The 14,120-nt window shown below is 60.4% G+C and carries 17 protein-coding genes; 7 read left to right on the top strand and 10 right to left on the bottom strand.

Translation table 11 applies throughout. The features are described 5' to 3' along the window. Positions 1 to 169 precede the first annotated feature (169 nt). The 6 genes from IC37_RS00760 to cysG all read left to right on the top strand — a co-directional run bounded on the left by IC37_RS00760 (position 170) and on the right by cysG (position 7,828). Positions 170 to 2,575 (top strand): DNA translocase FtsK, encoded by a 2,406-nt coding sequence (locus IC37_RS00760; protein WP_030130936.1) that lies wholly within the window; start codon positions 170 to 172, stop codon positions 2,573 to 2,575. A 68-nt stretch (positions 2,576 to 2,643) separates the two neighbouring features. Then, positions 2,644 to 3,267 (top strand): outer membrane lipoprotein chaperone LolA, encoded by a 624-nt coding sequence (gene lolA, locus IC37_RS00755; RefSeq protein WP_030130937.1) that lies wholly within the window; start codon positions 2,644 to 2,646, stop codon positions 3,265 to 3,267. 173 nt (positions 3,268 to 3,440) lie between these two features. Then, complete coding sequence (locus IC37_RS00750) at positions 3,441 to 4,763, top strand: replication-associated recombination protein A (RefSeq protein ID WP_030130938.1); 1,323 nt, start codon at positions 3,441 to 3,443, stop codon at positions 4,761 to 4,763. Beyond that, on the top strand, positions 4,763 to 5,137 hold the full coding sequence (gene crcB / locus IC37_RS00745; RefSeq protein ID WP_030130939.1) for a fluoride efflux transporter CrcB: 375 nt from the start codon (positions 4,763 to 4,765) through the stop codon (positions 5,135 to 5,137). The genes IC37_RS00750 and crcB overlap by 1 nt, the downstream gene beginning before the upstream one ends. Positions 5,138 to 5,152: 15 nt before the next feature. Further along, positions 5,153 to 6,433 carry a serine--tRNA ligase gene (serS, locus tag IC37_RS00740; RefSeq protein WP_030130940.1) on the top strand — a complete coding sequence of 427 codons (1,281 nt, stop codon included), beginning with the start codon at positions 5,153 to 5,155 and terminating at the stop codon, positions 6,431 to 6,433. Beyond that, positions 6,434 to 7,828, top strand: a complete 1,395-nt coding sequence (gene cysG / locus IC37_RS00735) for a siroheme synthase CysG (protein WP_030130941.1) — start codon at positions 6,434 to 6,436, stop codon at positions 7,826 to 7,828. 139 nt (positions 7,829 to 7,967) lie between these two features. Here the strand turns inward: cysG and IC37_RS00730 are convergent, their stop codons facing one another. The 9 genes from IC37_RS00730 to IC37_RS00690 all read right to left on the bottom strand — a co-directional run bounded on the left by IC37_RS00730 (position 7,968) and on the right by IC37_RS00690 (position 12,967). Further along, complete coding sequence (locus IC37_RS00730; RefSeq protein ID WP_030130942.1) at positions 7,968 to 8,972, bottom strand: glutathione S-transferase family protein; 1,005 nt, start codon at positions 8,970 to 8,972, stop codon at positions 7,968 to 7,970. Positions 8,973 to 9,062: 90 nt separating this feature from the next. Next, positions 9,063 to 10,064: a glycosyl transferase family protein gene (locus IC37_RS00725; RefSeq protein ID WP_030130943.1), complete on the bottom strand. Its 1,002-nt coding sequence runs from the start codon at positions 10,062 to 10,064 to the stop codon at positions 9,063 to 9,065. After that, a complete protein-coding gene (locus tag IC37_RS00720; RefSeq protein ID WP_030130944.1) occupies positions 10,061 to 10,396 on the bottom strand; it encodes a TusE/DsrC/DsvC family sulfur relay protein in 336 nt (111 codons plus the stop codon). The genes IC37_RS00725 and IC37_RS00720 overlap by 4 nt, the downstream gene beginning before the upstream one ends. Further along, complete coding sequence (gene tusB / locus IC37_RS00715) at positions 10,393 to 10,686, bottom strand: sulfurtransferase complex subunit TusB (protein WP_030130945.1); 294 nt, start codon at positions 10,684 to 10,686, stop codon at positions 10,393 to 10,395. Before tusB ends, IC37_RS00720 begins: the two co-directional genes overlap by 4 nt. Further along, the gene (gene tusC / locus IC37_RS00710) at positions 10,686 to 11,048 is read right to left on the bottom strand and encodes a sulfurtransferase complex subunit TusC (RefSeq protein ID WP_030130946.1); all 363 of its coding nucleotides are present in this window, start codon (positions 11,046 to 11,048) and stop codon (positions 10,686 to 10,688) included. Before tusC ends, tusB begins: the two co-directional genes overlap by 1 nt. Position 11,049: 1 nt before the next feature. Continuing rightward, on the bottom strand, positions 11,050 to 11,442 hold the full coding sequence (gene tusD / locus IC37_RS00705) for a sulfurtransferase complex subunit TusD (RefSeq protein WP_030130947.1): 393 nt from the start codon (positions 11,440 to 11,442) through the stop codon (positions 11,050 to 11,052). Between the two features lie 205 nt (positions 11,443 to 11,647). After that, the gene (locus tag IC37_RS00700; protein ID WP_030130948.1) at positions 11,648 to 12,352 is read right to left on the bottom strand and encodes a YoaK family protein; all 705 of its coding nucleotides are present in this window, start codon (positions 12,350 to 12,352) and stop codon (positions 11,648 to 11,650) included. A gap of 28 nt (positions 12,353 to 12,380) precedes the next feature. After that, the gene (locus IC37_RS00695; RefSeq protein ID WP_030130949.1) at positions 12,381 to 12,710 is read right to left on the bottom strand and encodes a DUF6388 family protein; all 330 of its coding nucleotides are present in this window, start codon (positions 12,708 to 12,710) and stop codon (positions 12,381 to 12,383) included. A gap of 2 nt (positions 12,711 to 12,712) precedes the next feature. Further along, positions 12,713 to 12,967: a hypothetical protein gene (locus tag IC37_RS00690; protein ID WP_008008546.1), complete on the bottom strand. Its 255-nt coding sequence runs from the start codon at positions 12,965 to 12,967 to the stop codon at positions 12,713 to 12,715. 162 nt (positions 12,968 to 13,129) lie between these two features. Between IC37_RS00690 and IC37_RS00680 the strand changes: the two genes are divergently transcribed. After that, positions 13,130 to 13,480, top strand: a complete 351-nt coding sequence (locus IC37_RS00680) for a hypothetical protein (protein WP_030130950.1) — start codon at positions 13,130 to 13,132, stop codon at positions 13,478 to 13,480. 151 nt (positions 13,481 to 13,631) lie between these two features. Here IC37_RS00680 and IC37_RS00675 read toward each other — a convergent pair whose 3' ends face one another. Beyond that, complete coding sequence (locus IC37_RS00675; protein ID WP_030130951.1) at positions 13,632 to 14,063, bottom strand: GNAT family N-acetyltransferase; 432 nt, start codon at positions 14,061 to 14,063, stop codon at positions 13,632 to 13,634. Positions 14,064 to 14,120 lie beyond the last annotated feature (57 nt).

The raw sequence follows: 14,120 nt of genomic DNA, 5'->3' as shown, positions 1-14,120 counted from the left end.
TAACAGTGTTTGTATCAAAAAAGCGGTGCGTGCCGTATTTCGAAAAACCAGGGCACAGTGTTAAAAGTAGTCCCGGTTGCGCCTGTTAACTTTTTTACCTGCCTGGATTGGGCAGTTTTTATCGTCATTCAACAGATGGACGCGCCATGGGCGCAGGAAAAGAAGCGTTTTGAAGAAATCCACCGCAGCACCTAAAACAGTCGTTCCGCTCTGGCGTCAGCAATTGCACTACCGGCTCAAGGAAGGTGCATTGATCGCCATCGGCGCCTTGTGCCTGTTCCTGATGATGGCTTTGTTGACCTACGGCAAAGACGATCCGGGCTGGAGCCATAACAGCAAGATCGACGATGTGCAGAACTTCGGCGGGCCCGCCGGCTCTTACAGCGCCGACATCCTGTTCATGGTCCTGGGTTACTTCGCCTACATTTTCCCGTTGCTGCTGGCGATCAAGGCGTATCAGATCTTCCGCCAGCGCCACGAACCGTGGCAATGGAGCGGCTGGCTGTTCTCCTGGCGCCTGATTGGCCTGGTGTTTCTGGTGCTGTCGGGTGCAGCGCTGGCCCACATCCATTTCCATGCGGCGACCGGTCTGCCGGCGGGCGCGGGTGGCGCTTTGGGCGAAAGCCTCGGCGATCTGGCCCGGAACGCGCTGAACATCCAGGGCAGCACGCTGCTGTTCATCGCGCTGTTTCTGTTCGGCCTGACAGTGTTCACCGACCTGTCATGGTTCAAGGTGATGGACGTCACCGGCAAGATCACACTGGATCTGTTCGAACTGTTTCAGGGCGCGGCCAATCGCTGGTGGGCGGCCCGTATGGAACGCAAGCAACTGGTCGCCCAACTGCGTGAAGTCGACGATCGCATGCATGATGTGGTCGCGCCGACCGTCACCGATAAACGCGAGCAGGCCAAGGTCAAGGAGCGCCTGATCGAGCGCGAGCAGGCCCTGAGCAAGCACATGTCCGAGCGCGAGAAGCAGGTGCCGCCGGTGATCGCCCCGGCACCGCCCAAACCCGTAGCGCCCAGCAAGCGCGTGGAAAAAGAGAAGCAGGCACCGTTGTTCGTCGACAGCGCCGTGGAAGGCACCTTGCCGCCAATCTCGATTCTCGACCCTGCGGAAAAGAAACAACTCAATTATTCGCCTGAATCCCTGGCGGCCGTCGGCCACTTGCTGGAAATCAAGCTCAAGGAATTCGGTGTCGAAGTCTCGGTGGATTCGATTCACCCGGGCCCGGTCATTACCCGTTACGAAATCCAGCCGGCAGCCGGCGTCAAAGTCAGCCGCATCTCCAACCTGGCGAAAGACCTGGCCCGTTCCCTGGCCGTGACCAGCGTGCGTGTCGTGGAAGTGATTCCGGGCAAGACCACGGTCGGTATCGAGATCCCTAACGAAGACCGGCAGATCGTGCGCTTCTCCGAGGTCTTGTCGACCCCCGAGTACGATAACTTCAAGTCCCCGGTCACCCTGGCCCTGGGTCACGATATCGGCGGCAAACCGGTCATCACCGACCTGGCGAAGATGCCGCACTTGCTGGTGGCCGGTACGACCGGTTCTGGTAAGTCGGTGGGTGTGAACGCGATGATCCTGTCGATTCTGTTCAAGTCTGGCCCGGAAGACGCCAAACTGATCATGATCGACCCGAAAATGCTTGAACTGTCGATCTACGAAGGCATTCCGCACCTGCTGTGCCCGGTGGTCACCGACATGAAGGACGCCGCCAACGCCTTGCGCTGGAGCGTCGCCGAGATGGAACGGCGCTACAAGCTGATGGCGAAGATGGGCGTGCGTAACCTGTCGGGCTTCAACGCCAAGGTCAAGGAAGCCCAGGACGCCGGCGAGCCGTTGAGCGATCCGCTGTACAAGCGCGAAAGCATCCACGACGAGGCGCCGTTGCTGCAAAAGCTGCCGACCATTGTCGTGGTCGTGGACGAATTCGCCGACATGATGATGATCGTCGGCAAGAAGGTTGAAGAGCTGATCGCCCGTATCGCCCAGAAGGCCCGTGCGGCCGGTATCCACTTGATCCTCGCGACCCAGCGTCCGTCGGTGGACGTGATCACCGGTCTGATCAAGGCGAACATTCCGACCCGTATGGCGTTCCAGGTGTCGAGCAAGATCGATTCGCGGACCATCATCGACCAGGGTGGCGCCGAACAACTGCTGGGCCACGGTGATATGTTGTACATGCCGCCGGGCACCAGTCTGCCGATTCGTGTTCACGGTGCGTTCGTGTCCGATGACGAGGTTCACCGGGTGGTTGAAGCCTGGAAACTGCGCGGCGCACCGGAATACAACGATGACATCCTCGCCGGTGTCGAAGAGGCCGGTAGCGGCTTTGAAAACGGCGGCGGTGGCGGTGACGATGATGCCGAAACCGATGCGCTCTACGACGAAGCAGTGCAGTTCGTCCTGGAAAGCCGTCGCGCGTCCATCTCCGCGGTTCAGCGCAAGCTGAAAATCGGCTACAACCGCGCGGCCCGCATGATCGAAGCCATGGAAATGGCCGGGGTCGTGACGTCCATGAACACCAACGGTTCGCGTGAAGTCCTGGCCCCTGGCCCGGTGCGCGACTGATCCGGTTTTGAAAGGGGCGGTGTCTTGAGACGCCGCCCGCACTCCCACGAATGTTTATGAGGACTCCCATGCGTCTTATCCGCATGCTGTTGCTGCCGGTACTGGCTTTGACCACGCTCTCGGCCCACGCCGATGACAAGGACGTGGCGCGTCTGACTCAACTGCTGGAAAAATCCCAGACCCTGACCGCGCGCTTCTCCCAGCTGACCCTCGATGGCAGCGGCACTCAGTTGCAGGAAACCGCCGGGCAAATGTCCTTGCAGCGCCCGGGCCTGTTCTACTGGCACACCGATGCGCCGCAAGAGCAGCTGATGGTGTCTGACGGCAAGAAGGTTTCCCTGTGGGACCCGGACCTGGAGCAGGTCACCATCAAGACCCTCGATCAGCGTCTGACCCAGACTCCGGCACTGTTGTTGTCCGGTGACGTGTCCAAGATCAGCCAGAGCTTCGACATCAGCGCCAAGGAAGCCGGCGGCGTGATCGACTTCACCTTGAAGCCGAAAACCAAAGACACCCTGTTCGACAGCCTGCGTCTGTCGTTCCGCAACGGGCTGGTCAATGACATGCAGATGATTGACAGCGTCGGTCAGCGCACCAATATCCTGTTCACTGGCGTGAAGGCCAACGAGCCGATTCCAGCGTCCAAATTCAAGTTCGACATCCCCAAGGGTGCCGACGTGATCCAGGAATAAAGAGCAGAACATAGAACCTGTGGGAGCGGGCTTGCCCGCGATGGCATTGTGTCAGGCGACTCTGATGTTGGATGTAATGCCGCCATCGCGGGCAAGCCCGCTCCCACAGGGATTGTGGTGTTTAGCGCTTTAACTGATCGGCATCAGGACCCAGTGAGGTTTCATAAGTAGTGATGGACCTGTTTCGCAGTGCCCCGATCGCTCAGCCCTTGGCCGCACGCCTGCGTGCGATCAATCTGGACGAGTATGTCGGTCAGGAACACCTGCTCGCTCGCGGCAAGCCTTTGCGCGAAGCGCTGGAGCAGGGTGCCCTGCATTCGATGATTTTCTGGGGGCCGCCGGGGGTGGGGAAAACCACGTTGGCGCGTCTGCTCGCGGAAGTCTCCGATGCGCACTTCGAAACGGTTTCGGCGGTACTGGCCGGCGTAAAGGAAATCCGCCAGGCGGTGGAAGTCGCCAAGCAACAGGCCGGGCAGTACGGTAAACGCACCATCCTGTTCGTCGATGAAGTGCATCGCTTCAACAAATCCCAGCAGGATGCATTCCTGCCGTACGTTGAAGACGGCACGCTGATTTTCATCGGCGCGACCACCGAAAACCCCTCGTTCGAACTCAATAACGCGCTCCTGTCCCGGGCGCGCGTCTATGTGCTCAAAAGCCTCGACGAAGCGGCCCTGCGCAAGCTGGTGCATCGCGCATTGACCGAAGAGCGTGGGCTGGGCAAGCGGCAACTGACCCTCAGCGATGAAGGTTTCCAGATGCTGTTGTCCGCCGCCGATGGCGATGGCCGGCGTCTGCTCAATCTGCTGGAAAACGCCTCGGACCTGGCCGAAGACAACAGCGAAATCGGCGTCGACCTGCTGCAAAGTCTGCTCGGCGATACCCGCCGGCGCTTCGACAAGGGCGGCGAAGCTTTCTACGACCAGATCTCCGCGCTGCATAAATCGGTGCGCGGTTCCAATCCCGATGGCGCGCTGTATTGGTTCGCGCGGATGATCGACGGCGGTTGCGACCCGCTGTACCTGGCTCGGCGCGTGGTGCGCATGGCCAGCGAAGACATCGGTAATGCCGACCCCCGCGCCCTGAGCCTGTGCCTGGCGGCGTGGGAAGTGCAGGAGCGCCTCGGCAGCCCCGAAGGGGAGTTGGCGGTGGCCCAGGCCATTACGTATCTGGCCTGCGCGCCGAAAAGCAACGCGGTGTACATGGGCTTCAAAGCCGCGATGCGCAGCGCCACCGAACACGGTTCGCTCGAAGTGCCGCTGCACTTGCGCAACGCGCCGACCAAGTTGATGAAGCAATTAGGTTATGGCGATGAATACCGTTACGCCCACGATGAGCCGGATGCCTACGCCGCTGGCGAAGACTACTTCCCGGACGAGCTCGAACCGCAACGGTTTTATCAACCAGTGCCCCGCGGTCTGGAGCTGAAGATCGGCGAAAAGCTTAATCACCTCGCGCAGCTTGATCGTCTAAGCCCCCGGCAGCGGAGAAAATAGTGATTCCATTGATCGTTGCCGTTTCTGTCGGCGGTGTCGCCGGTACGCTATTGCGCTTCGCCACCGGGAACTGGATCAACGCGAATTGGCCGCGGCACTTCTATACCGCGACGCTGGCCGTTAATATCGTGGGCTGTTTGCTGATCGGCGTTCTATACGGTCTGTTTTTGATTCGCCCGGAGGTACCGTTTGCGGTGCGCGCCGGGTTGATGGTCGGCTTCCTCGGGGGGCTGACGACTTTTTCATCCTTTTCACTGGATACGGTGCGCCTGCTGGAAACCGGGCAAGTGCCGCTGGCCCTGGGCTATGCGGCAATCAGCGTATTCGGCGGGCTGCTTGCCACTTGGGCCGGCCTGTCCTTGACCAAACTTTGATAACGAGAAACCGACATGCTCGATTCCAAACTGTTACGTAGCAACCTTCAGGACGTAGCGGACCGCCTGGCATCCCGTGGCTACAAGCTGGATGTTGCGCGCATCGAAGCGCTGGAAGAACAGCGCAAGACCGTCCAGACCCGTACCGAGGCACTGCAGGCTGAACGTAACGCGCGCTCCAAGTCCATCGGTCAGGCCAAGCAGCGCGGCGAAGACATCGCGCCGTTGATGGCGGACGTCGAGCGCATGGCGGGTGAGTTGAGCGCGGGTAAAGTCGAGCTGGACGCGATCCAGACCGAGCTGGATTCGATCCTGCTGGGCATCCCGAACCTGCCGCATGAATCAGTGCCGGTCGGCGATGACGAAGAAGGCAACGTTGAAGTGCGCCGCTGGGGCACGCCTAAAGCCTTCGATTTCCCGGTTAAGGACCACGTGGCCCTGGGCGAGAAGTTCGGCTGGCTGGACTTCGAAACCGCCGCCAAGCTGTCCGGCGCCCGTTTCGCCCTGCTGCGCGGCCCGATCGCTCGTCTGCACCGTGCGCTGGCGCAGTTCATGATCAACCTGCACATCAACGAACACGGTTACGAAGAGGCTTACACCCCGTACCTGGTGCAGGCGCCTGCGTTGCAGGGCACCGGTCAGCTGCCGAAGTTCGAAGAAGACCTGTTCAAAATCAGCCGCGAAGGCGAAGCCGATCTGTACCTGATCCCGACCGCTGAAGTGTCGCTGACCAACATCGTCGCTGGCGAGATCGTCGATTCGAAACTGCTGCCAATCAAGTTCGTGGCGCACACGCCGTGCTTCCGCAGCGAGGCCGGTGCGTCGGGTCGCGACACTCGCGGCATGATTCGTCAGCACCAGTTCGATAAGGTCGAGATGGTCCAGATCGTTGAGCCATCGACCTCGATGGAAGCGCTGGAAGGCCTGACCGCCAACGCCGAGAAAGTCCTGCAGCTGCTGGAGCTGCCATACCGCACCCTGGCGCTGTGCACCGGCGACATGGGCTTCAGCGCGGTCAAGACCTACGACCTGGAAGTGTGGATTCCGAGCCAGGACAAATACCGCGAGATTTCGTCGTGCTCCAACTGCGGCGATTTCCAGGCCCGCCGCATGCAAGCGCGTTTCCGCAACCCGGAAACCGGCAAGCCTGAGCTGGTTCACACCCTGAACGGTTCCGGCCTGGCGGTCGGTCGTACCTTGGTGGCGGTGCTCGAGAACTACCAGCAGGCCGACGGTTCGATCCGTGTGCCTGAGGTGCTCAAGCCGTACATGGGTGGCCTTGAGGTCATCGGCTAAATGGACTATCTGCCGCTGTTTCATAACCTTCGCGGCAGTCGTGTATTGGTCGTCGGCGGAGGGGAGATTGCCTTGCGCAAATCCCGCCTGCTGGCCGAAGCCGGTGCGCAGCTGCGGGTGGTCGCACCCGAAATCGAACTGCAACTGCGCGAGTTAGTGGTCGGCAGCGGTGGCGAATGCCTGGTGCGTGGCTACGCCGAAACGGACCTGGACGGTTGCGGGCTGATCATCGCCGCCACCGACGACGAACCGCTGAACGCGCAAGTCTCCGCCGATGCTCATCGGCGTTGCGTGCCGGTCAACGTGGTGGACGCGCCGGCCCTGTGCAGTGTGATCTTCCCGGCGATCGTCGACCGTTCTCCGTTGATCGTCGCGGTGTCCAGCGGCGGCGATGCGCCAGTTCTGGCGCGGTTGATCCGCGCCAAACTGGAAACCTGGATTCCTTCCACCTACGGTCAACTGGCCGGCCTGGCGGCGCGTTTCCGCCATCAGGTCAAAGGCCTGTTTCCGGATGTGCAGCAACGCCGGGCGTTCTGGGAGGATGTATTCCAAGGCCCGATTGCCGATCGGCAATTGGCCGGGCAGGGCGCTGAGGCCGAGCGTTTGCTGCTGGCGAAAATCAATGGCGACGCACCTGTCGCTACCGGCGAAGTTTATCTGGTGGGCGCCGGGCCGGGTGACCCCGACCTGTTGACCTTCCGCGCCTTGCGTCTGATGCAGCAGGCCGATGTGGTGCTGTATGACCGTCTGGTGGCGCCGGCGATTCTGGATTTGTGCCGTCGCGATGCCGAGCGAGTCTACGTCGGCAAGCGCCGCGCCGATCACGCCGTGCCTCAGGAGCAGATCAACCAGCATCTGGTGGATCTGGCCAAGGCCGGCAAGCGCGTGGTGCGGTTGAAGGGCGGCGATCCGTTTATCTTCGGGCGCGGCGGTGAAGAGATCGAAGAACTGGCGGCCCATGGCATTCCGTTCCAGGTCGTTCCGGGCATTACTGCCGCCAGCGGCTGCGCGGCGTATGCCGGGATTCCGCTGACCCACCGCGATTACGCGCAGTCGGTGCGGTTTGTCACGGGGCATCTCAAGGACGGTTCCACCGATCTGCAGTGGGCCGACCTGGTCGCGCCGGCGCAAACCCTGGTGTTTTACATGGGGCTGGTGGGTTTGCCGATCATCTGCGAGCAGTTGATCAAACACGGTCGCGCGGCTGATACCCCGGCGGCGTTGATTCAGCAGGGCACCACGGTCAATCAGCGGGTGTTTACCGGCACGTTGGCCGACCTTCCACGGCTGGTGGCGGAGCATGAAGTGCATGCGCCGACGCTGGTGATCGTCGGGGAAGTGGTGAAACTGCGCGAGAAACTGGCTTGGTTTGAAGGGGCTCAGGCGCAGGTCTGAGGACTGAGTCGCTCCCTTCGCGAGCAAGCCCGTTCCCACATTTGACCGTGTTCAGCCACAGATTCATGGCCAGACACAGATCAAATGTGGGAGCGGGCTTGCTCGCGAAGAGGCCCTCAAAACCACCCCCATGCTCAGATCAGACCTCAGCTTTACGCCAAACACCTTTCCCATTCAACCGCGCCCGATCATGAGCTGCAGTGAAATCCTGCGCCGGCCCTTTAGGCACGATCCCGGTCGGATTGATGGTCTTGTGGCTGCCATAGTAGTGATTCTTGATGTGCTCAAAACTCACCGTCTCGGCAATCCCCGGCCACTGATAAATCTCTCGTAGCCAGTTCGACAGATTCGGATAATCGGCAATCCGCCGCAGATTGCATTTGAAGTGCCCGAAGTACACCGCATCGAAACGAATCATCGTAGTGAACAGCCGAATATCCGCTTCCGTCAGGTATTCACCCGTCAGATAACGATTCGCGCCCAGCAATTGTTCCAGCCGATCCAGCTCACCGAACAACTCATCGAACGCTTCTTCATAAGCCTGCTGCGATGTGGCAAACCCGGCGCGATAGACGCCGTTATTCACCGCTGGATAGATCCGCTCGTTCAGCGCATCGATCTCGGCTCGCAATGGCGCCGGGTAGAAATCCAGGTCATTGCCGGTCAACTCATCAAAAGCACTGTTGAACATGCGGATGATCTCCGCCGATTCATTGTTGACGATGCGATTCGTCTGCTTGTCCCAGAGCACCGGTACAGTGACGCGGCCGGTGTAGTCGGCGGTATCGGCGGTGTAGCGCTGGTGCATGAAATTGAAGTGATCAAGCTTGTCACCGGTTGAGCCCAGGTTTTTATCGAAGGTCCAGCCGTTTTCCAGCATCAACCAACTGACCACCGACACCTCGATCAGGTTTTCCAACCCTTTGAGCTTACGCAGGATCAGCGTGCGATGAGCCCACGGGCAGGCGAGGGATACGTAGAGGTGATAACGACCAGCCTCGGCGGCAAAACCACCGACGCCGGTCGGGCCTGGCTTGCCGTCGGCGGTCAGCCAGTTGCGACGCTGCGCCTGTTCACGCTGAAACGTGCCGTCCTTGCTTTCATACCACTGATCTTGCCAGCGGCCTTCGACTAACAAACCCATGTTCAAAACTCCTCAACCGATAAGCGTTGGAGAGGAGTCTATGCGCATAGGTTCGAACAAAAAGCGCAAAGGTTGGGCAGTTATGATCGGTTAAATCGATCTATCCCGCGCATCCCAATATTGCTGGGCGGTTTCGAACGCTTGCTCGCGGGTTTGGCCGAGGCCGCGCAACGCCAGGGCCATGGTCGAGATCAGTGCCATTTGCGGATAGCTGTCGACCACGTCGCCACGCCACACCGCTTTCAAATGCTCGGGATCGAGGCTGGCCGGTTTGACGTGGCGCTGGGCCGACAGCTGTGGCCATTCTTCATCCCAGCTTTCGCCGCCGGTGGTGCCATACAAGTGACTGTCGGCATCCGGATTGATTTCAATCTCGCCGCCATCGCCCTTGATAACGATGGAGGTATCGCCCAGCAAGCCGCTGGCATCGCGATGCACAGCCTGGTAGCCAGGGTGGAAAATGCTTTGCAGACCGCAGCGAGCGCCCAGCGGATTGAGAATCCGTGCCAGGGAATGGATCGGCGAGCGCAGGCCCAAGGTGTTGCGCAGGTCGATCATTCGTTGAAGTTGCGGGGCCCAGTCCACCAATGGCATGAACGCCAGACCGCCCTGATCGAGCGCCGCGCCGACCTGCTGCCAGTTGCGGCAGAGTGGAATGTTCAGCGTCTCGAGCAGTTGTTCGCTGTACAGCCGACCGGCCGTGTGCGCGCCGCCGCCATGCATGAAGATGCGCACGCCGTTCTGCGCCAGGCACTTGGCCGCCAGCAAATACCACGGCAGATGACGCTTCTTGCCCGCATACGTCGGCCAGTCCAGATCGACCGCCAGCGCCGGTGGATTCAGGCGCTCACGCAAGGCTTCGGTGAATCCGGCCATTTCCTCGGCGCTTTCTTCCTTGTGCCGCAACAGCATCAGGAACGCGCCGAGCTGGGTGTCTTCGACCTTTTCATCGAGCACCATGCCCATGGCTTGGCGGGCCTCTTCGCGAGTCAGGTCGCGGGCACCGCGTTTACCTTTGCCAAGGATCCGCACGAATTGGGCGAACGGGTGCTCGGCGGGTGTTTCGAGGGTCAGTGCTGGATAGTCGGTCATAAGCAATTCGTCGGTTTGGGCAGGCCCGCCAGTTTCGCGGCGAGTTTGGCAGGGGTGCCTTTGAACAGTCGGTTCAGGTGCAGGCTGTTGCCCTTGTCGGGGCCGAGTTTCAATGCGGTGTACTTGATCAGCGGGCGGGTCGCCGGGGACAGCTGGAATTCGTCGTAGAAACTGCGCAGCAGTTCGAGGATCTCCCAGTGATCCGGGCTCAACTCGATGTCTTCGGCAGCGGCGAGGGCGGCGGCCACCTCGGCAGACCAGTCACTCAGTTCGACCAGGAAACCGTCCTTGTCCAGTTCAATGGCGCGGGCGCCGACCGTCAGGGATTTCATAGCCAACTGTTGACCTTGTCGTAGTGAATCGACAGCTCGACGAAGGCCGGGTAATCGATGGCCTTGGCCCAATCCGGGACTTGCAGAGCCCGAGCTTGAGCATCTTCGGCCAGCACGAACAGTTTCAGCTTGCGGGCGTGCAGCGTGCTGAATGGTGCGGTGCCTGGCTGCAAGGCATAAGCCGCATCGCCACTCAGCAGCAGCGCATCGTTGGCGCCGATCACGCGCAGGCAACTGCTCAGGCGGTCGTCGCCGAAAGGGGAATGAGACAACACATGCAAAGTCGACATCAGAGGGTGATCACCTGGTCGTAACGGTCAATAAGGGCGGTGATTTCCTGGGCGGCCAGTACCTGGGCTTCTTCAAGCGACAGATCTTTTGGGTCCAGACCACGGGCCGCGGCGCTTTCACCGCACACGAACAGGTCTTCGACACCAAACATCGGCAAGGCTTGCAGGTTGGCGCTCAGGTCTTTCTGTTGCAGCGCTTTGGCGTCCTGTTTCGCGGCGAGCTGGAATACGCCGTCATCGAGAAACAGCAGGCCAATCGGCAGATCGAAGGCACCGCCGGCCAGCACGATGTCCAGCGCTTCCCGTGCATTAGGCCCGGACCACGGCGCCTGACGGCTGATAATCAGCAAGGATTTAGCCATCTCACGCGCCTCCGAAACAGATCAAGCGGTCAGCGTCCTGTACCGCGTCATGCAGCTGGCCGAGGCCGGACAATTCCCACGGCGTACCCACCGCTACCGCTTCACGCTGATAGCGCTGGGCTTCTTCTTCATTCAAAACTCCACGGCGCAGGGCGGCGGCGATGCAGACCACGCCATCGAGTTGATGCTCGGTGACAAAGTTGCGCCACTGCTTGGGCAAGTCCTGCTCATCCTGAGGCGTGACCACGCTGCCGGACGCGTTGTAGACGCCATCCTGATAGAAAAACAGCCGGACAATCTCATGTCCGCCGGCCAGCGCAGCCTGGGCGAACAGCAAGGCACGGCGCGAGGAGGGCGCATGAGCGGCGGAAAACAGCGCAATGGCGAATTTCATGACGGACTCGATCAGCAAAACTGCGGCCATGATAAAGCTTTATCGGCGGGGCGGCGAAGGACGTTTACTCGTAGACCGAGTCGCTGCCATCGCGGGCAAGCCCGCTCCCACAGGTTATGTAGCGAAGCTGCAATCTTTGGGCATCACACAAATCTTTGTGGGAGCGGGCTTGCCCGCGATGAGGCCCGAAAACTCAATGCAAGATTCAGCGCGGCATATACCCCAACTGCCAACGCCGCGGAATCTTCAGCGACAGCAACCCCAGCACTCCGGCCAGCAGCCCGCTGGCAAACAGCGCCTTGAGCCCAAGATGATGTTCCAGGACGGCACCAAGCACCGCGCCGGCAAACATCCCGGCCCACGGGATCAACTGCACCCGCCAACCGTTGCGCCGCTCGCCAAGCATCCACCGCCCGAGCCCACGGCCGAACCGCGACAAAGCACCAGTGACGTAAGTCAGCCCGACCGGCAGTCCATTCACCTCTTCCACGGCGGCATTGAGCATGCCCATGGCGATGATCGCCGCCAGCAACGCCGGCAATTGCGTCTCGAAAGGCCACGCCGCAGCACCGCAGAGCAGGGTGGCGATGCACAGCAGCAACGGCAACGCCCGACGGCCACCGAAACGGCTGACGATAATGCCCAAAGCGTTGCCAGCGACAAATGTGGCCACGAGGATTACCAGGCGCAGGGTCAGCCCGAGGTCGCCATCGCTGATCGCCACGGCCAGGCGGGTGGTGTTACCGCTCATGAAGGACACGAAGTCGCCACTGGCCATAAAGCCAATGGCATCGGTCATGCCGGCGAGCACCGACAAACTGGCGACCAGCGACAGGCCGATGCGCCCGCGCCATTTATGGGTATGCAAATGGCCCGGCGTGGCCCGGGTACTTGAGGGCGAAGGCAGCATCGGCGAAAGCTTCCTCGAGCGGCGATGATTATTTGGTTAACCCATATAACTCGCAATACTCCAGCCAGTCCATCCCGGCCATCTCCGCGACTTCCTTATGCACCTCCAGGCGTTGGGCCAGGTAATCCTCAGGCGTGGCGGCAGTGAGTTGCAGCGTCAGCTCCCAGGCAAACAGACCCAGGCGCTCAGCCTCGGCTTCGAACGCTTCATGCAAGCGCTCGTCGCGGTACTGCGCCACTGTTTCGCCCTTGGCCTGGGCCAACAGTGGATTCAGGTTATCCAGTTCGATGCGCAGTTCAGGACGCTCATCGAGAAACTTTTTCAGCGCCTGCTCGTGTTGCTGTTCGGTTGCCGCCATGGTCACTCCTTAGAAGACTGCTTTTTGCTCGCCTTGGCGGCCGCGGCCAGACACTCCAGAGCAAACTGCTCGGGGTAGGTCATCTGGATCGGCGTGGTTTCGCCTTTGACGGTTCTTTCGCCATCGAGAATGTAACGAATCCGCTTGTCGGTGACGCCAATTCGCTTGGCGATCCAGGAAGGTGTCTGACCGATCTGGCTAATCAGCTTGTCGGCATATTCAGCGGTCGGTTTGTAGTATTCGGCGTTGGGTGTCATGACCTTTCCAGAAAAATGCGCCCTGAATAATGGGCGATGCGGCGTTAATGGCGCGACAGGGTGCGCGAATCGCTGCGCGGTGTCGCGGTATAAATGAAGTAAAGCAGAACGATACGCCGCGCCGCGGTGATACAGTCCGCTTTTTCTTGATGAGCGAACGCAATGCGAATTCTGATGGTGGCGCTGACCGCAACCTTGCTGGCGGGCTGCGCCGGATCGGCGATGAATGACGCCCGCAGCAAAACCCCGTACAAAACCCTGACCTCGGACAAACCGGAAAAAGTCGTCGCCCAGTGCGTGCAATTTGCCTGGCAGGACGAAGCGGTGTTCGGCGTCGATGCGGGCGCGTATTTGCAGCCGGGCAAGAAGGGCGGCTCGACGGTCTACACCCGTTCGGCCGAGTCCTTCGTGGACGTGACCACCGACGCCTCGGGTACAGCATTGAGCTATTACGCGCAGCATGATGATTTTGTCGCCAAGCGCCGATTGGCGGCGTCGGCTACCTGCCTCTGAGCAGTCTACAGTTTTAGCTTCAATCCCCAGACGATCGGCCGACGCCATTCCAATGTGGGAGCGGCGGTGCGGCGATCCGACTTGCTCGCGAAGGGGCCTTCAGGGGCGCCAAAAGCTTCGCGAGCAAGCCCGCTCCCACAGGTTGCGCGTCTTAATCAGTGTTAATGAGGCGCTTCTGGAAAAAGAAGCGCTTGTGGCCCGGCGGGTAATCGGCAATGTGCCCCAACTCGCTATAACCATGCTTCTTGTAAAACTCCGGCGCCTGGAAGTCGAAGGTGTCCAGCCAGATCCCCACGCATTCCTTCTCCCGCGCCAGGTCTTCGGCCATCTGCATCAGTTTCGAGCCCATCCCTTGCCCCCGGGCCAGCTCCGGCACCGACAACAATTCAATGAAAAACCACCGGTAAAACACTCGGCCATAAAGCCCGCCGAGAATCTCGTCGCTGTCGTTGCGCACCAGCAAAGCAATCTGCTCTGACACCGTGGTTCCAGCCTTTGACGCGTTGTAGGCGCGCAGCGGCGTGAGGATCGCTTCGCGTTCTTCTTGGGTGGCATTTTTCGACAATTCGATTCGCAGGGTCATCAGCTACTTCCTTATGGCCATTGGGGGGGCAACATTCCCAAGCCTATCGCGGCCAGC

It is taken from the genome of Pseudomonas sp. QTF5, assembly GCF_000512695.2.
Lineage (GTDB): Bacteria > Pseudomonadota > Gammaproteobacteria > Pseudomonadales > Pseudomonadaceae > Aquipseudomonas.
Note: the sequence above shows the minus strand (reverse complement) of the source record. Positions and strands in the feature narration are given on the sequence as shown.

Coding starts and splice junctions, on each gene's coding strand:
- serS (WP_030130940.1), top strand. CDS start 5,153: ATGCTCGATTCCAAACTGTTACGTAGCAACCTTCAGGACGTAGCGGAC.
- IC37_RS00695 (WP_030130949.1), bottom strand. CDS start 12,710: ATGGCGGCAACCGAACAGCAACACGAGCAGGCGCTGAAAAAGTTTCTC.
- tusD (WP_030130947.1), bottom strand. CDS start 11,442: ATGAAATTCGCCATTGCGCTGTTTTCCGCCGCTCATGCGCCCTCCTCG.
- IC37_RS00700 (WP_030130948.1), bottom strand. CDS start 12,352: ATGCTGCCTTCGCCCTCAAGTACCCGGGCCACGCCGGGCCATTTGCAT.
- IC37_RS00730 (WP_030130942.1), bottom strand. CDS start 8,972: ATGGGTTTGTTAGTCGAAGGCCGCTGGCAAGATCAGTGGTATGAAAGC.
- cysG (WP_030130941.1), top strand. CDS start 6,434: ATGGACTATCTGCCGCTGTTTCATAACCTTCGCGGCAGTCGTGTATTG.
- IC37_RS00750 (WP_030130938.1), top strand. CDS start 3,441: ATGGACCTGTTTCGCAGTGCCCCGATCGCTCAGCCCTTGGCCGCACGC.
- IC37_RS00725 (WP_030130943.1), bottom strand. CDS start 10,064: ATGACCGACTATCCAGCACTGACCCTCGAAACACCCGCCGAGCACCCG.
- IC37_RS00690 (WP_008008546.1), bottom strand. CDS start 12,967: ATGACACCCAACGCCGAATACTACAAACCGACCGCTGAATATGCCGAC.
- IC37_RS00675 (WP_030130951.1), bottom strand. CDS start 14,063: ATGACCCTGCGAATCGAATTGTCGAAAAATGCCACCCAAGAAGAACGC.
- tusC (WP_030130946.1), bottom strand. CDS start 11,048: ATGGCTAAATCCTTGCTGATTATCAGCCGTCAGGCGCCGTGGTCCGGG.
- lolA (WP_030130937.1), top strand. CDS start 2,644: ATGCGTCTTATCCGCATGCTGTTGCTGCCGGTACTGGCTTTGACCACG.
- tusB (WP_030130945.1), bottom strand. CDS start 10,686: ATGTCGACTTTGCATGTGTTGTCTCATTCCCCTTTCGGCGACGACCGC.
- IC37_RS00680 (WP_030130950.1), top strand. CDS start 13,130: ATGCGAATTCTGATGGTGGCGCTGACCGCAACCTTGCTGGCGGGCTGC.
- IC37_RS00720 (WP_030130944.1), bottom strand. CDS start 10,396: ATGAAATCCCTGACGGTCGGCGCCCGCGCCATTGAACTGGACAAGGAC.